The sequence below is a fragment of the Collimonas arenae genome, assembly GCF_000786695.1.
Lineage (GTDB): Bacteria > Pseudomonadota > Gammaproteobacteria > Burkholderiales > Burkholderiaceae_D > Collimonas > Collimonas arenae_A.
Genome location: NZ_CP009962.1, coordinates 5381541 through 5403521 on the forward strand (window position 1 = coordinate 5381541; position 21981 = coordinate 5403521).

The 21981-nt window shown below is 57.5% G+C and carries 19 protein-coding genes; 13 read left to right on the forward strand and 6 right to left on the reverse strand.

Features of this window, described 5'->3' with window-relative positions:
• Positions 1 to 880: 880 nt before the first annotated feature.
• Complete coding sequence (locus LT85_RS23820) at positions 881 to 2740, forward strand: M66 family metalloprotease (RefSeq protein WP_156117627.1); 1860 nt, start codon at positions 881 to 883, stop codon at positions 2738 to 2740.
• Positions 2741 to 2972: 232 nt separating this feature from the next.
• Here the strand turns inward: LT85_RS23820 and LT85_RS23825 are convergent, their stop codons facing one another.
• Positions 2973 to 3878, reverse strand: coding sequence for a LysR family transcriptional regulator (locus LT85_RS23825; protein WP_038494018.1), 906 nt, complete (start codon positions 3876 to 3878; stop codon positions 2973 to 2975).
• Between the two features lie 209 nt (positions 3879 to 4087).
• On the opposite strand from LT85_RS23825, the gene LT85_RS23830 reads away from it, so the two are divergent.
• From LT85_RS23830 to LT85_RS23840, 3 genes are all read left to right on the forward strand, one after another.
• A complete protein-coding gene (locus LT85_RS23830; RefSeq protein WP_038494021.1) occupies positions 4088 to 4471 on the forward strand; it encodes a DoxX family protein in 384 nt (127 codons plus the stop codon).
• 35 nt (positions 4472 to 4506) lie between these two features.
• Positions 4507 to 5352, forward strand: a complete 846-nt coding sequence (locus tag LT85_RS23835) for a pirin family protein (RefSeq protein ID WP_253273616.1) — start codon at positions 4507 to 4509, stop codon at positions 5350 to 5352.
• Positions 5353 to 5488: 136 nt separating this feature from the next.
• Positions 5489 to 6130 (forward strand): alanyl-tRNA editing protein, encoded by a 642-nt coding sequence (locus LT85_RS23840; protein ID WP_038494028.1) that lies wholly within the window; start codon positions 5489 to 5491, stop codon positions 6128 to 6130.
• Positions 6131 to 6146: 16 nt separating this feature from the next.
• Here LT85_RS23840 and LT85_RS23845 read toward each other — a convergent pair whose 3' ends face one another.
• Positions 6147 to 6638, reverse strand: coding sequence for an Lrp/AsnC ligand binding domain-containing protein (locus LT85_RS23845; protein ID WP_038494030.1), 492 nt, complete (start codon positions 6636 to 6638; stop codon positions 6147 to 6149).
• Positions 6639 to 6966: 328 nt separating this feature from the next.
• On the opposite strand from LT85_RS23845, the gene LT85_RS23850 reads away from it, so the two are divergent.
• From LT85_RS23850 to ettA, 7 genes are all read left to right on the forward strand, one after another.
• Positions 6967 to 8253 (forward strand): D-amino acid dehydrogenase, encoded by a 1287-nt coding sequence (locus tag LT85_RS23850; RefSeq protein WP_038494033.1) that lies wholly within the window; start codon positions 6967 to 6969, stop codon positions 8251 to 8253.
• Between the two features lie 49 nt (positions 8254 to 8302).
• Positions 8303 to 9409, forward strand: coding sequence for an alanine racemase (gene alr / locus LT85_RS23855; protein WP_038494036.1), 1107 nt, complete (start codon positions 8303 to 8305; stop codon positions 9407 to 9409).
• 96 nt (positions 9410 to 9505) lie between these two features.
• Positions 9506 to 10744, forward strand: coding sequence for an ArgE/DapE family deacylase (locus tag LT85_RS23860; protein ID WP_038494040.1), 1239 nt, complete (start codon positions 9506 to 9508; stop codon positions 10742 to 10744).
• A gap of 228 nt (positions 10745 to 10972) precedes the next feature.
• Entirely contained in the window at positions 10973 to 12211 is a 1239-nt protein-coding gene (locus LT85_RS23865) for a Bcr/CflA family multidrug efflux MFS transporter (RefSeq protein ID WP_052135428.1), read from the forward strand.
• Complete coding sequence (locus LT85_RS23870) at positions 12208 to 12891, forward strand: diphthine--ammonia ligase (RefSeq protein ID WP_038494043.1); 684 nt, start codon at positions 12208 to 12210, stop codon at positions 12889 to 12891. Before LT85_RS23865 ends, LT85_RS23870 begins: the two co-directional genes overlap by 4 nt.
• A gap of 242 nt (positions 12892 to 13133) precedes the next feature.
• A complete protein-coding gene (gene rarD, locus LT85_RS23875) occupies positions 13134 to 14024 on the forward strand; it encodes an EamA family transporter RarD (protein WP_038494045.1) in 891 nt (296 codons plus the stop codon).
• Positions 14025 to 14140: 116 nt separating this feature from the next.
• A complete protein-coding gene (gene ettA / locus LT85_RS23880) occupies positions 14141 to 15808 on the forward strand; it encodes an energy-dependent translational throttle protein EttA (RefSeq protein ID WP_038494048.1) in 1668 nt (555 codons plus the stop codon).
• A gap of 72 nt (positions 15809 to 15880) precedes the next feature.
• On the opposite strand, the gene LT85_RS23885 is transcribed toward ettA, so the two are convergent.
• Both LT85_RS23885 and LT85_RS23890 read right to left on the reverse strand, forming a co-directional pair.
• Positions 15881 to 16099: a DUF6500 family protein gene (locus tag LT85_RS23885; protein WP_038494051.1), complete on the reverse strand. Its 219-nt coding sequence runs from the start codon at positions 16097 to 16099 to the stop codon at positions 15881 to 15883.
• Positions 16100 to 16109: 10 nt separating this feature from the next.
• The gene (locus LT85_RS23890; protein WP_038494054.1) at positions 16110 to 16688 is read right to left on the reverse strand and encodes a DUF4337 domain-containing protein; all 579 of its coding nucleotides are present in this window, start codon (positions 16686 to 16688) and stop codon (positions 16110 to 16112) included.
• A 367-nt stretch (positions 16689 to 17055) separates the two neighbouring features.
• Here LT85_RS23890 and LT85_RS23895 point away from each other — a divergent pair, with 367 nt between their 5' ends.
• Both LT85_RS23895 and LT85_RS23900 read left to right on the forward strand, forming a co-directional pair.
• A complete protein-coding gene (locus tag LT85_RS23895; RefSeq protein ID WP_038494057.1) occupies positions 17056 to 19311 on the forward strand; it encodes a hypothetical protein in 2256 nt (751 codons plus the stop codon).
• A gap of 54 nt (positions 19312 to 19365) precedes the next feature.
• Positions 19366 to 20331 (forward strand): glycosyltransferase family 2 protein, encoded by a 966-nt coding sequence (locus LT85_RS23900; protein ID WP_038494061.1) that lies wholly within the window; start codon positions 19366 to 19368, stop codon positions 20329 to 20331.
• 37 nt (positions 20332 to 20368) lie between these two features.
• Here LT85_RS23900 and LT85_RS23905 read toward each other — a convergent pair whose 3' ends face one another.
• The gene (locus tag LT85_RS23905; protein WP_156117628.1) at positions 20369 to 20773 is read right to left on the reverse strand and encodes a GtrA family protein; all 405 of its coding nucleotides are present in this window, start codon (positions 20771 to 20773) and stop codon (positions 20369 to 20371) included.
• Between the two features lie 123 nt (positions 20774 to 20896).
• A complete protein-coding gene (locus LT85_RS23910; RefSeq protein ID WP_216595092.1) occupies positions 20897 to 21949 on the reverse strand; it encodes a type II asparaginase in 1053 nt (350 codons plus the stop codon).
• Positions 21950 to 21981: the final 32 nt, after the last annotated feature.

Here is a 21981-nt window from a genome sequence, read left to right on the forward strand (position 1 = left end):
TTGTTGATTTAATCCTCATAGGACTTACGCAAAAACATTGGATGCTTGCAGAAAATACGTAAGCCCCAACGGCTTTGAGATTCTGTACATTGCCGGACATGTCATCGAAACGCTCGACTCGACTTGATAACTACCAATACCTGCTGGCGAGTTGCATCCTTGGGTCGTCACCAGCGGCCAGTCTCAAGACGCTTTGGATGGCACACAAGAGACGTGTGCCATGCGTTGGAAATTGAGCCGTTTCAGCAATTCGCCGTAGCCCGCATGCTAACTACGCAGCGCCTACGGAAATCATGGTCGGTGAGACGCTGGTGACGCGGCCACTGCATTCGAGTTTGTCGTCGAGGAAGATGGATTTTACATCGCTATCGGCGTTTATCTCTGAGTGATGGCGAGGGACTTCGACCATCAGGTCAAAAATTGCAAGCGTCCGTCGCCATCCCCAATCGCTTCACGCAACTCGGCCCCTACAACGGCGGTCGCGCCGTAAATCCGCTTCGGCAAGGGCTTTACGGCCTCAGTTGATTTGTGCAACAAAGCCTCCTCATAGCGTCAATCTCATCGCGCCCTCCCGGTAACTATCTGCAGCCAGCCATATCCGCAAATTGTCACCTTGTACTTTGTTGGGCTGACAATTTTTTAACCAAGATGAGCCAATATTTTCAACATCTGCCTTTGCTGAGAACCAAAACACGCCTTGTGTCAATGGCACGATTACTGCTATTTATCCATACTTTTATATAGTTGGAGCTAAGGCATGCGTCTTCCCCTGAGTTTATCTGCCCGCAATTCACTTGCTGTTGCAACAACACTCTCATTTTTATTGTCAGCATGCGGTGGTGGCGATGCCGGCAATAACTCTGACTCGCCTGGCACAACCGTGACTCCCAACCCTGGAGCATCAACGACGCCGACGCCACCAGTTGCTCCTCCTGTTGCACCGACGACGCCAGTTGCACCGACGACTCCCACACCACCCGTCGTTCCCCCTAACACGCCGGCGGTACCGAATCCACCTGTTGCAAGCGGTACGCTAACGCTCAATAGCATTGAACTAGCCCAAACGCACGTTATCCCGCCAGCCGGCCGCACGATGAATACCGCCAATGGGAAAAGCCGGATTTTAAATCTTCTCGCGAACCGTGCTGCGTTGCTGATGGTGGCGCCGGCTACGGCAGGCGGCAATATCCAAGTCGAAGTGGCAGGCAGCAGCCTCGCCCCCCTCATCCTGAATACACCTGACAAATTGCCAGCAACCGATAACGGCATGCCCAGTTATTCGTCCAGCAAATACAGTGTGCTGTTGCCTAAAGAATGGATACAGCCAGGGACTGTGCTGAAGATCACCCGCGGTAACGACGTCGCCGCCGTGCCCTTAACCGTCACTGCCGGTGTCAACCTAAAAGTAAGAACCGTCCCGATTTTTTTCTTTGGCGCCACGCGCGCAATGGCCGTCACAAACGGTGACAAACTAGAGATGGATGGAACCAGTGTAGCGCTCGACTATGCCCAGGAAATCCCGGCGGCATCCGTGGAGGGTGTCAACCTGGGGGATATCTCATTTAATGATTTCGTACTCCCCCCTACCGGCAGCGCACCTGCGCAAGCCTATTCTTCTTACGATACAGCTAGAATATCGCCAGGTGCAGACGGCTATGTATTGATGGGGCAGATGCTTGGCGTCCTTCCTGAATTGCGCAGCGTGACCGCAAACAACGACAGCAATCTGAACGTGGCATATTGGGCTCCAATGGTGCTGGAAGATCCTCTTACCGGAAAGCTTATCGGCATGGGTGGCGGACTAACCAGCGTCGGCGCAGGAAATGCAGACGGCGATTCCGATAATTACGGTGGCATTTTCGTCCATGAAATGGGTCATGGTTATGGCATGTCGCACGCAGGAGACATGTACAACGCCGGCACCTTTCCCTATCCGGGCGGCAGCTTATCGGGATCAAGCTGGGGTTATGACGCAATCCGCAATCAATTGCTCTCCCCGGTATTGCCGGCCCTGCCATGCAAAACCAGCGGTCGCCAGCTTGACGCTTCAGGACGTTGCTATCGGCAAGACCCGATGCAAGGCGGGAGCGGCGACCATGCAGCCGGCTACCGCTGGAGCATGTTTGCTGACTACAGCATTGCGCTTATGCAGGGGTGGATGAACAGCCGCATTGTTTATGACCCGGCTGCAGCAAGCAATGCTTCCCGCTTCACCAGCTGGTCCGCTGCCCAGAATGCTTATGTCGATGCCAGCTCCACCGTGAGCCAGTTGCAACGCGATATGCAAGGCAGCCAGCAGGTCGTCACCGTGGTGGGCAACATATCCAAAACCGATGGCACTTTGAACCGCCTGTCAGTAAGCAGCGCCGGCCAGGGAAATTTGCCGCACACTTTTGATCCGACCAGCCAATCCGACTGGGACCAGATGAAATCGACATATGCAAACTACTGTAACAGCGCCGGATGCGACTACACTTTGCGAGCGACGTTTGCCGATGGAACCAGGCAAAATGTACTGCTACCGAAGGGCTATCATCAAAGCACCAGCAATACGGTGAATCCGAACGCGAACGATCCGAATAACCGAGCGAGTTTTATCCGGTTCGCCGTCAACTTCAGCACTGGCAAGAAGTTGACGCAACTGGATTTGTATGTAACAGAATTCGGCGGAAAACCTGCTTTTAGTGCAATAAATGGGGCCAGCCTGGTCAATCCGATTTGTACCTTGACTGTGCCTTGATTGTGCCTTGATTGCCTTGCGCTGACGAGCGCTGACATCCGCACGCACATCTCTGGCCTGAGTAGGGTTGAGCAGGAGAACGCGCTGACTTTCAACGACCTGGAGCGGCCCTTGCAAACTGTCCAGATACCGTGTTGATCCTTGTATTTTGAGTGACACATTGCTGACACTCAATTTACCGCTTGCACAACTAAGGGATGACGTGCGAATTTCCGAACGATGCCGTCATCCCTTAATTAAATATGGTCAGTTTTGCCAAGGCATCCAGCCACCAGGTCAGCGCCGGGCCGACCTGGCGATCCGGCCGGTAGACGCATTGCATCGGTAGCGCCGCCCCTTCGGGCGGATGGGCCTCGGTGGCGATGGTGACCAGCTTGCCGCTCGCCAGATCGTCCGCCACCACGTGCTGCGGCATATAGCCCCAACCCATGCCGGCCCGCAGCAAGGCATGCTTGGTGCCGAGATCGCTCATGCGCCAGGCCAGCGACGAGTGCACCGAGAAATCCTGGTTGGCGGTCAGTGCGCTGCGGTCGCTCAGCACCAATTGCACCTGCCGCTCCAGCACATGACTGGGAATGCGGCCCTTGATCTGCGCCAGCGCATGAGATGGAGACACCACTCCAACCAACAACACGCTCGGCAAACTGACATGCAACAGGTTGGGCGGGATGATCGGCAAGGTGCCGAGCACGCCCAGCATCGCCTCGCCGTCAATCACGCGTTCAGCGACCGCACCCAGCGCTTCGATCTCCAACCGCACGGTAACGCCCGGGAACGCCGCGCGAAAGTCGCTCAGCAAGGCGACCAAAGCGGTGGTCGGGAAAAAGACGTCGAACGCCAGCGTGATCTCCAGTTCCTGCCCGAGCGAATAAGCCGCCGCCCGCGCTTGCATGGCGTCGACCTGCGCCAGCACCTGGCGCGCATCGCGCAATAGCTCGATGCCAGCGGCAGTCAGTTGCGGCCGGTAGCTGCTGCGATCGAACAAGGGCACGCCCAGCTGGCTTTCGAGGGTGCTGATGGCGTAGCTGACTGCGGATTGAGCCCGGCTCAGCGCACGCGCCGCCGCCAGGAAGCTGCCGCTTGTAGCGATCTGGGCGAATACCCGCAATTGATCGAGTGACAGTCTTTCGATATTCATGGCGATTCAACAATATCTAATAATTAGATATTGATTATCGCAAGATTATCAATATCCCGCTAAACCCAAGAGGAATACCATGAACTTGTTCGCTGCAATCAGTAGCCGATATTCGGTGGGACAGCAAACATTGCCTGACCTTATAGCCCTGTTTAATCCTGTTTTTATCTCGACACCATATTTCTACTCATTTATAGATCGGACTCATCATGCAAACTTCGCCAACCTTGTATCGCATCGGCCGCGTCCTGCTGGCTTCGCTGTTTCTCATCTCCGGCATCTTGAAAATCACCGCCTTTTCCGGCGTGGCCGGCTACATGGCCAGCCTCGGCGTGCCATTCGCAACGTTCGCAGTGGCCGCGACCATCGTGGTTGAAGTCGGCGGCGGACTGGCCATCATGACCGGCTGGAACGTGCGTCCGATCGCCATCGTCGTGGCGCTGTTCACGGTAGCCGCGACGCTCACCGCACATCGTTTCTGGGAAGCCGATCCAGCCAATTTCCAAAACCAGCTGAATAACTTCCTGAAAAACATTTCGATTATTGGCGCCCTGCTGATGCTGGCAGCCACCGATAACAGCGCGAAAAAGTAAGCATCAGACAAACCCATCAAGGAATGGAGCAAGCCATGAATTTCAATCGCCAACTCGAACGCCTGGTCACCGGCGTCGCTACCCAGGATGGTGCGGGCGTCAGTCTGGTGCGGGTCCTGACCAACGACCTGCAACGCCGGCTGGATCCGTTCCTGATGCTGGACAACTTCCATTCGGACAAGCCGGAAGACTATATGGCCGGCTTCCCCGACCATCCGCATCGCGGCTTCGAAACCGTCACCTACATGCTGGCCGGACGCATGCGCCATCGCGACAACGCCGGCAATGAAGGATTGCTACAAGCCGGCGGCGTACAGTGGATGACAGCGGGCAGCGGCCTGGTGCATTCCGAATTGCCGGAACAGGAAGACGGCCTGATGAGCGGCTTCCAGCTGTGGCTCAACCTGGCCTCTGGCGACAAGATGGTTGCGCCAAGCTACCGCGACCTGCAAGCCGCGGAGATTCCGCAAGTTTCTCCACAACCCGGGGTCAAGGTAAAGGTCATCGCCGGTACCGCGTTCGGAACCGTAGGCGCCATGCAAAGGCCGCATACCGAGCCGCTGTATCTCGATATCCAGCTGGAAGCGGGACAGCAGCTGGACTTACCGATTCCGGCGACGCATAACGCTTTCCTGTATGTCTTCGAGGGTGCGCTGGATATCGGCACCGACGGCCGCAACGCGCCGGCCGGCCGCATGGCGATCCTGAGCAATAGCGAGCAGGCCGACGGCGTCAGCGTAAAAGCGCAAGGCAACAGCCGCTTCCTGTTGATTGCAGGACGGCCGCTGAATGAGCCGATCGCGCAGTGGGGACCGTTCGTGATGAACACCCGCGAGCAAGTGGAACAGGCGATCCAGGATTTCCGGGATGGCCGGATCTAAACCGGAGTAAGGGAAAAGGAAGGGCAAGCACCGCGCTTGCCCTTTTTTATTTCCAGGATTCATTTGATAAAAATTTCCAAGCCAGACTTGGCGAACGGATTTATCCTGATCGTCTTTCCCCACACGCTGAACAGCCATGGTAGACAAGCTTTTTTGGCAAGATCCTTATCTCACCGCGCTCAAGACCAAGGTCGCCGCGGTCGACGATGAACGCGTCCGCCTTGAAGAAACCATTTTCTTTGCCTTCTCCGGCGGCCAGGAAAGCGACGCTGGCACAATAGCGGGTCACAGCGTCCTGTCGGCGGAAAAAGAAGGCCTGGACATCGTCTACACGCTCCCTGCCGGACACGGCTTGCAAGCCGGCTCCGACGTGGAAATCGTGATTGACTGGGAACGCCGCTATCGCCTGATGCGGCTGCATTTCGCCGCCGAAATGGTGCTGCAACTGGTGTACAAGCTGCGTCCGGGGATCGAGCGCATCGGCGCGCATATTTCGGCGGACAAGGCGCGCGTCGACTTTGCCCATGAAGGCAGCATTGCGACGCTATTTCCCGAGATCGAACGGGAAGCCGCCGCGCTATCAAACGCCAGCCGGCCGATCGTCACCGCCTTCACCGACGAAGCGGCGCAACGGCGCTACTGGGAAGTAGCGGGATTCGCCAGGATGGCTTGCGGCGGCACGCATCCCCGCACGACCGCGGAAATCGGCGTACTCAAGCTGAAGCGTAAAAATACCGGCAAGGGCAAGGAACGCATCGAAATCTCCCTGGCCGGATAAGGCGGGTCAGAGTGCGCTACTTGCTCTCCATCGACAACGCCAGCGTCTCCTTGATTTCCTCCATCACGACATAGCTCTTGGACTGGGCCGCGCCCGGCAGTTGCAGCAGCATGTCGCCCAGCAGCTTGCGGTACTCGGCCATTTCCCGGATGCGGGCCTTGATCAGGTAATCGAAATCGCCCGACACCAGATGGCATTCCAGCACTTCCGGAATCCGCAGCACTTCGCGGCGGAACTGTTCAAAGGCATTCGCCGATTTCTGATTTAGCGTAATCTCGACAAACACCAGCAGCTTGGCGCCCACCGCAGCCGGATTGACGCGTGCGTAGTAACCGTCGATAACGCCGTCGCGCTCCATCCGCTTGACCCGTTCGATACAGGGCGTGATCGACAAACCGACCTGCTCGCCCAGGTCCTTCATGGACATGCGGCCATCCTGTTGCAACAGACGCAAAATGTGGCGATCCAGCTTGTCCAGGGCGCGGTTGGATTCCTTGTAGATTCTCATGATGGATCAGGGACAGATTTTTAGTGTTAATGACTAAATATATCGATTTATACAGTAACAAATACTGGAATATTGCTACTAGCATAGCGCTTATTACTGCAAATCAAAAACAATTCATTACTACGCATTCCGTATCGCCGACTCGCCGTATTTCCATGGCGCAGTAATATAGACAGGACTTACGCAAAATTTCGCCAGCAAGGCATGCCGACGAAGATAGTACGAAGGTACAGCTAGGAGGTATAACGCCGCTGGCGGAATTTTGCGTAAGTCCTAATAGAAACAGGCGTATGAACAGGCGTAGCAACAAGCGTTACGGAGATTCAAGATGCGAGTACTTATCCTTGGCAGCGGCGTTGTCGGCGTCACCAGTGCGTATTACCTGGCGCGCGCCGGCCATGAGGTGACTGTGATCGACCGCTTGCCGGGTCCGGCGCAGGAAACCAGTTTCGCCAATGCCGGCCAGATTTCTCCCGGTTATGCGTCGCCATGGGCCGCGCCCGGCATCCCGCTGAAGGCCTTGAAGTGGATGCTGCAAGAACATGCGCCGCTCTCCATTACCCCGGACGGCACCCTGTTCCAGCTGCGTTGGATGTGGCAGATGCTGCGCAACTGCAGCTCGGCGCGCTATGCAGTCAACAAGGAACGCATGGTGCGCCTGGCGGAATACAGTCGCGACTGCTTCAAGACGCTGCGCGCCGACACCGGTATTGCCTACGAAGGCCGCCAGCTCGGCACCATGCAGGTATTTCGCAGCCAGCAGCAGCTGGACGATGCCGCCAAGGATATCCAGGTGCTACAGGAAACCGGCGTGCCGTTCGAACTGCTGACGCCGGATCAGCTGGCGCTGGCGGAACCGGCGCTGGAAGCCGTCAAACACAAGCTGAGCGGCGCCTTGCGCCTGCCCAACGATGAAACCGGCGATTGCCAGATGTTCACCACCAAGCTGGCCAAGATGGCTGAAGAGCTCGGCGTGCGCTTCCGCTACAACCTGCAGATCGATGCCCTGACCCTGGCCAACGGCGAAATCGCCGGCGTCCAGTGCGGCCCCGAACACCTGCAAGCCGATAGGTATGTGGTGGCGCTGGGGACCTATTCGACCGGTTTCCTCGGTTCGCTGGTGGATATTCCGGTTTATCCGCTGAAAGGCTATTCGATCACGGTGCCGATTATCGACGCCGAAGCGGCGCCGGTTTCCACCATCCTCGACGAAACCTACAAGATCGCCATCACCCGCTTCGACGACCGCATCCGGGTCGGCGGCATGGCCGAGATCGTCGGGTTCAACAAGACGCTCCGGCCGAAACGCCGCGCCACGTTGGAGATGGTGGTCAACGACCTGTTCCCGGGCGCGGGCAATACCGCTGCCGCCAGTTTCTGGACCGGACTGCGGCCGATGACGCCGGACGGCACGCCGATCGTCGGTGCTACCCATATCCGTAACCTGTTCCTGAACACCGGTCACGGCACGCTCGGCTGGACCATGTCCTGCGGATCGGCGCAATTGCTGTCGGACCTGATTTCCGGGAAACGGCCGGCGATTGCCTCGGATGACTTGTCGGTGGCGCGCTACAGCAAGAACTTCGAGCAAGCTGAACAGCCTGCGTATGCCTGATACGGTTGTGCAATACCTGTGAACCGCACTGCTTTTTGAGCCGCACACGATGAATCCACAAGCATTACACGCCGGCGCTATCCTGCGCGTCGACCTCAACGCCGTACGCAGCAACTACCGCTTCTTGCGGCAACGGGCTGGCAACGCCCTCTGCGCCGCCGCCGTCAAGGCAAATGCCTACGGGCTCGGCGCTGACAAAGTCGGGCCGGCGCTGGCGGCAGAAGGCTGCCGCCACTTTTTTGTCGCTCATTTGGATGAAGGCATCGCACTGCGGCCGCATCTGCCGGCCACCGCCGACATCTTTGTCTTGCACGGCCCGCCGCCCGGCGCCGAACGCGAACTCATCGCGCACGGCTTGACGCCGGTGCTCAACAGCCTGCAGCAGATCGAAGCCTGGCACGCGTTGGCGCAAAGCCTGCAACGACCGCTGCCGGCTATCTTCCAGGTCGATACCGGCATGTCCCGCATGGGCTTGCCGGCTGCCGAAGCCGAAGCCTGGCTGGCCAATCCGGCGTTCATGGAAAGCATCCCGCCGCTGTTCCTGATGAGCCACCTGGCCTGCGCCGAACACCAGAGCCATCCAATGAACGCCAGCCAGCTGGCGCGTTTCAAGACCTGGCGCCAGCGCCTTCCGCAGGTCGCCGCCAGCCTGGCCAATTCTTCCGGCATCTTCCTTGGTTCTGATTTCCAGTTCGACCTGGTGCGTCCAGGAGCGGCCCTGTACGGCATCGCACCGGTGGCCGGCGCTGAGAATCCGCTGCAAGCGGTGGTGGCGCTGCATGGCCGTATCATCCAGAGCAGAACGATTCAACGTGGCGACCATGTCGGCTACGGCATCAGCTATAGCGCCACCGAAGAACGGCAAATCGCCACGGTCGGCGTCGGCTACGCCGATGGCTGGCTGCGCAGCATGAGCAACCGCGGCATCGCCTTCATCGATGGCCGGCCGGCGCCTATGGTCGGCACGGTCTCGATGGATTCCATCACCATCGACGTCACCGGTATCGCTGCAGAACGCGTACAGGCCGGCGCACTGGTCGAACTGATCGGCCCGCATCGCCCGGTTGACGAAGTGGCCAAACTGGCAGGCAGTATTGGCTATGAAATCCTTACCGACCTTGGTCGGCGGTATCACCGGGAATATCTCGGCGCTTAAACCACCGGGTTATTACATGAACAGCCGGGGGACTTTCCCCGGCGCGGCGTCAAAGTCGTAGAATCAATTACTTCTGCTACTTTCCTTTCTGCCGCCATGAATAAAACAGCGTTATCAGCACAGCTCGCCAGCTGGATCGACAGCCACTTTGACGAAGAAGTCGGGTTCCTGCAAAAGATCGTCCGCATTCCCACCGACACGCCGCCCGGCAACAACGCGCCGCATGCCGACGCAGTGGCTGAACTGGTCACGGCCTGGGGCTGGCACACCGAGAAACATCCGGTGCCGGCGGCTGCCGTCCGCGACTACGGCATGGAAAGCATCACCAACCTGATCATCCGCCGCAAATATGCCGGCAACGGTCCGACGCTGGCGCTGAACGCTCATGGCGACGTAGTGCCGCCGGGCGAAGGCTGGAGCAAACAGCCGTATGGCGGCGAAATCGAAAACGGTCGCATCTACGGCCGTGCAACTACCGTTTCAAAAGGCGATTTCGCCACCTATATGTTTGCAGTGCGTGCGTTGGAAGCGCTCGGCGTGCCGCTCAAGGGTGCGCTGGAATTGCACTTCACCTACGATGAAGAGTTCGGTGGCTTGCTGGGCCCGGCCTGGCTGCTGGAAAACGGCCTGACCAAACCAGATCTTGTGATCGGCCCGGGCTTTAGCTACAACGTCGTCACCGCCCATAACGCTTGCCTGCAATTTGAAGTCACGGTACACGGCAAGGCCACGCACGGCTCGATGCCGGAATCCGGCCATGACGCCTTGCAGGCTGCAACCAAGGTATTGCAGGCGATCTACGCCAAACTGCCGGATTTGAAAAAAATCAGCTCGGCGATTCCCGGCATCACGCATCCCACCATGATCGTCGGCCGCATCGACGGCGGCACCAACACCAATGTAGTGCCCGGTAAAGTCGTGCTGAAGATGGACCGCCGAATGATCCCGGAAGAAGATCCGACGACAGTCGAGGCAGAGGTACGCGCCATGATCGAAGCCGCAGTCGAAGGCCTGCCCGGTATCCGTGTCGAGATCAAGCGCCTGTTGCTGGCGCGTGCGTTGAGGCCTTTGCCTGGCCATGAAAAACTGCTGGCCAGCGTGCAGCAAAATGCGCTGACCGTGCTGGGTGAAGCGATTCCGGCCAACGGCTCGGCGCTGTATACCGACGCCCGGCTGTACGGCGAGCACGGGATTCCGGTGGTGCTGTATGGCGCCGGCCCTCGCACCTTGATGGAATCCAACGCCAAGCAAGCCGATGAAAACCTGGCGCTGGACGATTTGCGCAAGGCGACTAAGGTGATCGCCATGACCTTGCTGGACTTCCTGGCAGAGTAGCTTGCCGGAGTAAATTGCCAGAATAAGCTACCAGTACGGGCGGCGCTGCGAACCAGAACGCCGCCGGCAGAAATCCCGATGTTCGTGTAACATTGGCACTCGCTTGAACCCTGCATTTCATGCTGGTCTCATACGGTATCCCGGTAGTTCCTGCCGGCGCATTCCACCTGCTTCACACCGCATCGATCATTAACCCGGCGCCGGCTACTGGCGCAACCTAAGCATTTCATGACAAACACACCTGCAACTTCAGCCCCGGAGAAACTGCTCCCCGGCTGGCTTCTTTTACTTGGCGCGCTGACCGCCATCGGCTCGCTGTCGATCGACATGTACCTGCCTAGCTTCCCCACCATCGCGCAGCAGTTCGGGGTCGGCAGCAACCTGGTGCAACTGACCCTGGCCAGTTTCCTGGTCGGCCTCGCCGTCGGTCAGATGTTCTACGGACCGCTGAGCGACCGCTTCGGCCGCAAGCCGCCGCTGTATGTCGGCATGACGCTGTATCTGATCGGCTCGCTGGCTTGCATGGTGTCGCAAGACGTCACGGCGCTGATCGTGTTCCGCTTCCTGCAAGGCCTGGGCGGCTGCGCGGGCATGGTGATCGCCCGCGCGGTGATCCGCGACCGGCTCGGCACCACCGGCGCCGCCAAGGCGTTTTCGCTGATGATGCTGGTGATGGGCCTGGCGCCTATCCTGGCGCCGCTGATCGGCGGCGCCGTGCTCAAGCTATGGGGCTGGCGCGTGATTTTCGGCGGCCTGGCCGCCTTCGGCCTGTTTTGCCTGCTGGCGATCCATTACACCATGCAGGAAACGCTGGACCGTCACAAGGCGGAGCCGCTGCACCTGGGCCGCACGCTGAAACAGTACGGCCGGCTATTGCTGGACCGGCAGTTCGTTGCCTACAGCCTGGTTGGCGGCTTGCTCCAGGCCGGCATGTTTGCGTATATCACCGGCTCTTCTTTTGTATTGATCGAGCTGCATGGCATCAAGCCGGAACATTTCGGCTTCGTCTTCGGCGCTAATGCCTTCGGCCTGATTGCGGCCTCGCAAATCAATGCGCGGGTGGTCAGCAAATATCCGCTCGACACCATCCTCGGCCGCGCCCTCTGGATGCCAGCGATCTTGAGCCTGGCAGCGGCGCTACTGGTAGCGTTCGGCGTCAACAACCTGCCGATCCTGCTAATTGCTTTTTTCGGTTTCCTGGCCAGCTATGGCTTCATCAGCCCGAACGCATCGGCCATCGCCTTATCCCAGCAAGGCAAGCAGGCCGGCGTCGCTTCAGCGCTGATGGGCACCTTGCAATTTACACTCGGGATCACCTCCGGCATCAGCATGAGCTTGTGGCATGACGGCACGGCGCTGCCGTTGATGGTGGTCATGGCGATCTGCGGCATCGGCGGCTTGCTGTTGCATCGTTTCGTGGCAAGACCGGAACATCAGCGCCTGGCGCAAGTGGCGACACAAGCATGACCACGCACGCCGGCAGCGCACTGGTTTCGTGGAGCGGCGGCAAGGATTCCTGTCTGGCGCTGTGGCGCGCACAACAAAGCGGAATGCATATCGGCCGCCTGATTACCGCATTGGATGAAAGCGGCCAGCGCGCCCGTTCGCATGGCGTGCCGCCCGCCTTGTTGCAAGCCCAGGCGGATGCGCTCGGCGTGCCGCTGGCGTTCTACAGTGCCAGCTGGCAGCAATATGAAGAGAAATTTATCGCAGCCTTGCAAGACGCTCACGGCGACGGTATCCGCCACGCCGTGTTCGGCGATATCGATTTGCAAGCCCATCGCGACTGGGAAGAAAAGGTCTGCGCGCAAGCCGGATTGGATGCCTGCCTGCCATTGTGGCTCGAACCACGGCGGCGTCTGGTCGATGAATTCCTCGCGCTCGGCTTCAAGGCGGTGGTGGTCTGCGTGAACGGCAATTACCTGTCGCAGGATTTCTGCGGACGTGAATTCGATGCAGCGTTCCTGGTCGATTTGCCGCCTGGCGTCGATGCCTGCGGCGAAAACGGCGAATTCCATACCTTCGTCTATGACGGCCCCGCATTTGCAAAGCCGGTGGCATTTCAGCGTACGCGCGTCAGCCCTTACCAAGCGCCGGCGGAACTGGGCGCGACGATGTTTTATTTTCAGGAACTGGCAACCATCTGAAGCTGTTTGTTTGCCGCAAGCATGTGCCTGCCGGTTATTGCGTAAAATGCCATTTGTCATCCGCTGCCAGCGCCAGTACATACTAAGAGGCTGTTGCAAAATTAACCTGGCGTTGTTGCTCCTCCTAGCCGTACTGTTCGTACTGTCTTCGTCGGAGCGCCTAGCCATCTTAATTTTGCAACAGCCTCTAAAAATACAATACGGCGCTGACGCCGCTCCCTCACTTTAAAACAGATAACAATATGCAAGCAGGAATGCTGTACGCAATCGCCGCCTACATCCTATGGGGCCTGTTCCCGATTTACTTCAAGGCCTTGGAAGCGGAAATACCGCCGGTCGATATCGTCATGCACCGGATACTCTGGTCCTTCCTGTTCCTGATGATCGTGCTGACCGTGCGCAAGCAATGGGGCTGGGTAAAACCCATGCTGAAGCAGCCACGTGTGATCGGCGGGTTCGTCGCCAGCGCCTTGCTGCTGACCGCCAACTGGACCATGTATATCTGGGCGGTCAACAATAACCACATCGTCGAGGCCAGCCTCGGTTACTTCATCAATCCGATGGTCAGCGTGGCGCTAGGCTGCATGTTCCTGCACGAGCGGCCGCGTTTCCTGCAATGGCTAGCGATCGCCATCGCCGCCGCCGCCGTGCTGTGGCTGACCTGGCAAGCAGGCCATCCGCCATGGATTGCACTGACGCTGGCGCTGACTTTCGGCGGCTACGGCCTGTTGCGCAAGACCGCCAGCCTCGGCGCCCTGCCGGGCCTGGCGCTGGAAACCGCACTGGTGCTGCCGCTGGCGCTGGCGTTCCTGGTCTACACCACGGTGCAGGACCACAACACCTTCAGCAGCGCTTCGACCTCTACCAAATGGTTGCTGGCGGCAGCCGGGCCGATCACTTCGATTCCTTTGTTGATGTTCGCCGCCGGCGCCCGGCGCATCCCTCTGTCGCTGGTCGGCGTGCTGCAATACATCACGCCCTCGCTGCAATTGCTGCTGGGCGTCTGGCTGTATGGCGAACAGCTCGATGGCGACCGCCTCAACGGTTTCATCGTGATATGGTGCGCCCTGGCGCTATATTCCGCCGAGGGACTGTGGCGTACGTTTAAAATACGCCCTGAGGCGTCGGCCTGACGGCGGGTCTTAACAACTCGTCATCCCGGCGCACATCGGTTATTCTTGGCAGTTCAAGCCCGTAACTCCCCCGGGCTTCTCTATTCACCGCATTATTTTTATTATCACTGCTCCTCATGGCCCAATACGTCTACACAATGAACAAGGTCGGCAAGATCGTGCCGCCGAAACGTCAAATCCTGAAAGATATCTCGCTGTCGTTCTTTCCCGGCGCCAAGATTGGCGTGCTGGGCCTGAACGGCTCCGGCAAATCGACCCTGCTGAAAATCATGGCCGGCATCGACAAGGATATCCAGGGCGAGGCAGTGCCAATGCCGGGCCTGAACATCGGCTACCTGCCGCAGGAACCGCAGCTGGATCCGGAACAAACCGTACGCCAGGCAGTGGAAGGCGGCCTGGGTGAAGCGTTTGAAGCGCAAGCCAAACTGGATGCGGTGTACGCCGCCTATGCCGAAGAAGGCGCCGATTTCGACGCGCTGGCGGCGGAACAGGCGCGGCTCGAAGACATCCTGGCCACCGCCGGCGACGGCAATCTCGACCTGCAACTGGAAATGGCCGCCGACGCTTTGCGCCTGCCGCCATGGGATGCCAAGATCGGCGTCCTCTCCGGCGGTGAAAAGCGTCGCGTAGCGCTCTGCCGCCTGCTGCTGTCGAAGCCAGACATGCTGCTGCTCGACGAACCGACCAACCATCTGGACGCCGAATCGGTCGACTGGCTGGAGCAATTCCTGCAGCGCTTCCCCGGCACTGTGGTCGGCATCACCCATGACCGCTACTTCCTCGACAACGCCGCCGAATGGATCCTGGAACTGGACCGCGGCCACGGTATTCCGTGGAAGGGCAACTACAGCTCATGGCTGGAACAAAAGGGTGACCGCCTGAAGCAAGAAGAGGCCACCGAATCGTCGCGCCAGAAAACCATCGCCAAGGAACTCGAATGGGTACGGCAGAATCCGAAGGGACGCCAGGCCAAGAGCAAGGCCCGTCTGGCGCGATTCAATGAGTTGAGCGAACACGAATACCAGAAGCGTAACGAGACCCAGGAAATTTTCATTCCGGTGGCCGAGCGCCTGGGTAACGAAGTGATCGAATTCAAGAATGTCTCGAAATCATTCGGCGACCGCATGCTGATCGACAACCTGAGCTTCCGCATTCCCGCAGGCGCCATCGTCGGCATCATCGGCCCCAACGGCGCCGGTAAATCGACCTTGTTCAAAATGATCACCGGCAAGGAACAGCCGGACAGCGGCGAAGTGGTGCTCGGCACCACCGCCCGCGTCTCGATCGTCGACCAGTCGCGCGACTCCTTGTCGGACCAGAAAACCGTGTTTGAAGATGTTTCCGGCGGCGCCGACATCCTCACCGTCGGCCGCTTCGAAATGCCGTCGCGCGCCTATCTGGGCCGCTTCAACTTCAAAGGCGGCGACCAGCAAAAGATCGTCGGCAACCTGTCAGGCGGCGAACGCGGCCGGCTGCATCTGGCCAAGACCCTGCTACAGGGCGGCAACGTGCTGCTGCTGGATGAACCGTCCAACGATCTGGACGTGGAAACCCTGCGCGCGCTGGAAGACGCCCTGCTGGAATTCGCCGGCAGCGTGATGGTGATCAGCCATGACCGCTGGTTCCTGGACCGTATCGCCACCCACATCCTGGCGTTCGAAGGCGAATCGCAAGTGTCGTTCTTCGACGGTAACTACCAGGAGTATGAAGCCGACAAGCGCAAGCGCCTGGGTGAAGAAGGCGCCAAGCCCAAGCGGATCCGCTACAAGCCTGTGACTCGCTGATTGAATTGAAATGAAAAAGACGGGAAGCGTAATACGCTTCCCGTCTTTTTTTGTGCCCGATTATCTCAAGCATCAAGCCATTTGCTGGACCATTTTTTTAATCTTGGCTGCCTTCTCAAAATGGTCCAGCCGATGCGTCATCATCCACCACTCGGCCGCTTCCATCAATAGCGCGGGATTGTCATTTTTATTTGCAAAAAATGCATAAAACGACAGCCCGACATCTGGACCTTTCGCGCTAATTTTCTTGTCGCAAACTTCGATTATCTTTTCTTTTAAACTTGCTCTCATTACGGCGCTTCTAAATATGCAGCCAGGCCAGCGTTCCCAGCATCACGCTGATCGCCCCAGCACCATAGGCCATTTTTTTCAGCCACTCCTTGCGCGTCAGCAGCGTAATCGCCGCCAGTGAAATGGCGATCTGGATCGCCGTCATCGCCTGCGCCCAGCGGTGATGCTGATGCAGCACCTGCTCTGATTTTTCATCCCAGGCGCTAGCCTCGGCTTCGAGTTCCTGGGCTTTTTTCTGCACTATTTCCTTTTCACCCTTATAGCGCTGCGCCTCCGCGCTGTAATGCGCAGCGTCGACACCCGGAATATGCGTCGCCAGTTCGGCCAGGTTTTGGCGGCTGGATTTGGCCTGGTAATAATTCCACTGATTGGATGCTTCGGTCTTCTTGATGGCGGCGTTGTTCTTGTTCATCGCCGCTTCGCTTTCAGTGGAACCGGCCTGGTAGCTGAACATGGCGCCTACGGTAGCCATGATCGCCGTCATTACCGCGATCTTGCCGGCGAAATTGTCGCCGCTGCCGTGGGCATGTTCGGTGACGTGTTCCAGATGGTGTTCATGCGGGCTGGGGACTTCGAATTCTTCGGACATGGGCTTTAATCGCAGGAAATGAATAGGTTAAGTGATGATTGTAACTTCCAGTTGTCGCCAGATGCACTACATCATCCGATAACTATCGACATGCCGTGTATCTTCAACACCGTTAATCCTTGTTCAACATCATCTGCGATGGCGCAGAAAATCGAAAGATCCGTCGAATTATTGCCGTTTCATTAAATTACTCTTAGGATAGAATTGGCGGTCGATTTATTTTTAGCCGAGAGATACGGAGACTTGGCACATACTGCGAAATTCCTCAAAAAATGAATTTCCCCAAGGATAATCATGCGCTTCTGGCAACATGACAAGCAATAAAAGGACATTGCTAGTCTTTGGCGTATTCGTATCGCTCGTCCTCATGTTTTGGTGGCCAACGCTGTTTGACGGTAAAACCCTGATTCACGGCGACTCGATCATTCATGGTTTGCCGCTGTTCGATTTCCACTCCAAATTTTTGCATGGCGGCGATACGCCGTTATGGACCAACAAAGTCTTTGGCGGTCACCCTCTGTTTGCGGAAGGTCAAGGCGGTTTTGCCAATCCCCTCAATATTCTGTCAGCTTGGCTACTGCCACCGATAATCGGCGTCAACATTTTTCACCTGGTTTGCATGCTGATTGGCGGATGCGGCGTTTTTGCGCTTTGCCGTATGTTAGGCAACGGTGTCTGGTCGGCCGGCTTTGCTGCGCTTGCAGTGGTTTTTTCGACGCTATGGATTCACGAACAACAAAACCTGACCATTTCTGGCACCCTGGCTTGGGGGCCTTGGACGTTATGTGCGATGGAGGTCTGGCTCAAAAAACCGGCCGTCAAGCAAGCCATTTTACTGGCGGCCGCAACAACCTTGATGGTTCTCGCAGGTTATCCCCAGCTTGTTCATGCAGCTGTCCTCTACATGCTGATTTCTTTATGTACCCTGCCGTTTTCCGAAGACGGGAAAATGCTGTGGAAAATGCAACGACGTCAGTTGATGGCGACCGCTGCGCTTTCGATATTATTGTTTCTGGGGTTCTCCGCCGTACAGTTGCTGCCTCTGCTCGAACTGGCATCTCTATCGCATCGCAGCGGCGGGATCGACCTGCCTTTTTATTTTGCGCCGATGGCATTATTGCGTGGCTTGTTATATACCCGCGACCAGGTCGCGTTTGCGCGCGCCCAGATGGAACAATTCCCCATCCTCGGCAGCTTGATGGTCTGCATGATCGCCTCGCTATTTCCTTTGCTAAAGTCGTCATATCGTGCAAAAGGACATTTGATTGCAGCACTGGTGCTTTTACAGCTCGGCTCCGGTACTTCTTCGCCTCTATTTCGCCTCCTCTACGACTGGCATCTGGTACCGGGTTTGCATTTTTTCAGGACCACACAGTCCTATCTGGAACTTGCCGTTATCGGAATCGCTGTGTTGGCAGCTTGTGTCATCGATGACTTGGGCAAGCCGGTAGAACAGGGTGGATTGGATGTACGATACAACCGGCGTTTATGGGTTGTTGCAGCTATCTTCCTGACGATCTGGGCCGCCATAATCGCCATTAGCCATGTGCAGCCGATACCTTGGCTGCATTTTGCCGTAGCAGCAGCGGCAGTAATTGGCGGCACTGTACTGGCAGCCAGCGATAAAGCAGTACGCATACCATTGTTGATGTTTTTATTACTGGCGCTGGAATGCTTTGCTCTGCGTCTGCACTTGTTTCATTTCGGTGACGTTTCCCTGCTGCGGCAACCGGCGACTCTGAAAGCATTGTCGCAGCAATACCCGCTGCAGGACGCCAAATTTCTGAATGGCAGTATTGCGATGTCATATGCCTTCTTTGATTCAAAAACCGACGGACTGGACACTCGCGCAGAAAGAGCGTTGTCTTCGATTCCAGCACTCAGCAATCTTATGTGGAATATTTCGTCGGTAGACGGTGCGTTGGCTTTGCCGTTGCGCGCCAGAGCTATCGCTGCCCCTTTGTTTGACGACGAGATGGCCGGCCGCAATCGCACTGCGATCGGCCAACGCGCTATCGATCTACTCGGCATCCGCTTCATTTCCGCAGATCGGCAACTGACTGCGCCGGGCTTGCGCGTCGCTGTCCACGATGAACGATTGAATATGTGGATCATGGAGAACACCGCTGCGCAGCCGTTGTTCCAGACCTTTACCCGCTATCGCCTGGTGCACTCCGATGACGAGGCGCTCAAGATGCTGAAAACGCCACGTCAGCCAGAATTGATTATCGAGTCGATCAAAGGCGCAGCGCTTCCGCCAGCATCGACAGCCGGCAATAAAGCGGATGCCATCCGTTTCCAGGTTCAGGCCAGGCATCCGACCTTTTATGCTATCGATGTGGATGCCAGCGAGCCTGGCTGGCTGTTCCTGGCGGACGCCAACTATCCCGGCTGGCGCGCAACCATTGATGGCCGGGAGACGCCAGTATTCAGCAGCCAGCTATTGGGCAAGGCGGTGGCGATTCCGGCAGGCAGGCACAAGGTGGAATTTGCATTTTCATCGCCGACCTTCCAATATGGGCTGTGGTTGTCGGTGCTGTCGCTGCTGGTTGCGGCGGGATTGATGAGCAGGTATTTCCTGGCGCAGAGACGCCAGCGTCGGCCAGGGCCGATGCCAAGATAAACGCGCACCGATTTCGCAGAGACGAATGAGGGCACAACATGATGGTGGAGATGTATGTCAAACACAGCATTAACGAACAAGTCTGTCGCGGTTATCCTGCCGGCCTACAACGAGGAATTGACCATTGCGGATACGATCCGGGCGTTCCGCGCGGCGCTGCCCGAAGCCGTCATCTACGTTATCAACAATAATTCCAGAGACCGCACGCGCGAATTCGCCGGGCGGACATTGCAGGAACTGGCCTGCCCCGGCCAGGTGATTGACGAAGCGCGCCAAGGCAAGGGCAGCGCCCTCAGGCGCGCGTTTATCGACATTGACGCTGACATTTACGTGCTCGCCGACGCCGATCTCACCTACCCTGCAGATCAGGCCCGAGAACTGATGGCGCCCGTGATCGAAGGCCGGGCCGACATGGTAGTGGGCGACAGGCAGTCGGGCGGCGACTATGCGCGCGAAAATCAGCGTTCATTCCACGGTTTCGGCAACGGCCTGGTGCAATGGATGGTGAATCGCCTTTTCCACGCCAGGCTGGTCGATATCATGAGCGGCTACCGGGTATTCAGCCGCGACTTTGTCAAGACCTACCCGGTGCTGGCAGAGGGCTTCCAGATCGAAACAGACATGACTTTGCATGCGCTGCACAAGCGCTTGCGCATTGTCGAAATCCCGGTGGCCTACAAGGACCGGCCCAGCGGTAGCGTTTCCAAACTCAACACTTTGTCTGACGGTACGCGTGTGCTGTTTGCCATCGCCCAGATTTTTCGCTATTACCGTCCACTGGCGTTCTTCAGCGTGCTCAGCATCGTTCTTCTTTTATGCGGCTTGGCAGCCGGGGTACCGGTTTTCGATGACTGGATTCAGTATCGCTACATTTATCACGTCCCGCTCGCGATCCTCGCGACCGGCCTGTGTATTGCATCGGTAATGGCCTTGGGCATCGGCCTGATTCTGGATTCTGTTGCGCATCAACAGCGTCTCGAATTCGAATTGCGCTGGCTGTCCCGGTCGGAACGTCGATAAATTCTGATAAATGCTGATAAGCGCCGAAGCAGGAAGCTCATCGCAGCTTCTTGCGGAAAACAATATATCGGGCGGAGAGATAATTGATGACCATGCCTGCGACGCTTCCCATTGCAATACTGATCATCGGGCTATAAATCGTCGCAGGAATCAGCGCTATCGCAATCGCATACACGAGATAATTGACTACGCCGCCTCCCAGCATAAGGCCAAAATATCTTACATACTCCTGGGTCATGGACATGCCGGATTCGCGATGGCGAAAGGTAATCTGCCGGTTCAGCCACCAGGTCGCCGTCGCTGCACAAAAGAAAGAGAAAACCCGGGCCCAGTACAGACCCAATTCTCCCTTTATCAGATACAGCACGCCGGTATCCACCAAAAATCCCACTGTCCCGACGAGACCGAAGACAATCATTTCTCTACGAAATTTCAATTGCAACCCTCAATTCTGATTTCCTTTGCGCTACTTTTCTTCGCGGTTTGCCTGGCTCTTGCCTGGAAATAAAAAAAGCCAGCTATGACATCTAGCTGGCCTTTTGCTGCTTAGCGCATGACGAACTAATCAGTAAGTATAGAACATGCGCTGGATTTCCTTGGTGTTGTTGGTCTTGGTCAACGCCAGCATCAGCAGGATGCGGGCCTTTTGTGCGTTCAGCGTATCGGCAACCACAAAGTCCAGTTCGTCATCGTTGGCTTCGCCGTTACGGGCGACGATGCCTTGGCCAACGCGACTGGCGCGGACAATGATCACGCCCTTCTTGCGCGCTTCAACCAAAGGGGTTTTCATTTGCGCAGCAACGCTGCCGTCGCCAACGCCAGCCTGGATGATGCCCTTGGCGCCCGAAGCAACTTGAGCGTCGAGTGCGGCACGGGTCATGTTGGCGTAGCCGTAGATGATGTCGACTTGCGGCAGGACGTCCAGCTTGCTGACGTCGAATTCAGTATCGACCGTGTTCTTGCGCGTCGACTGGCGATAGAAATAAGCCTTGTTACCCTGGATGTAACCCAGCATACCCAGTTCCGGCGACTTGAAAGTATCGGTGGTGGAAGTATTGGTCTTGGTCACTTCACGCGCCGAGTTGATCTGGTCGTTCAGCGATACCAGCACGCCCTTGCCGATAGCGTCCTTACTGCCGGCCAGCAGGACCGCGTTGTACAGGTTGATCGGGCCGTCGGCCGAGATCGCGGTCGATGGACGCATGGCGCCGACCACTACTACCGGCTTGCGGCTCTTGACTGTCAGGTCGAGGAAGTAAGCGGTTTCTTCGATGGTGTCCGTGCCGTGGGTGATGACGATGCCGTCCACATCCGGCTGCGCCAGCAAGGCGTTGACGCGCTTGGCCAGCTTCAGCCAATGGTCGTTGGTCATGCTTTCGCTGGCGATCTGGAATACCTGCTCGCCTTTGACATTTGCGACTTTTTTCAGCTCAGGAACCGCAGCGATCAGTTTTTCCACGCCCACGGTCGCCGAGGTGTAGCCCACGGTCGTGGTGCTGTCAGCGCCGGTACCGGCGATGGTGCCGCCTGTCGCCAGGATCATGACGTTAGGCAGTTTGGCCTGGGCGTCCTGCGCTTGCGCCACTGAGGTAGACAGCAATAAAGCGCCGAACATCATGAGCGCATAGGAGTGGAAATTGCGGTTGAGTG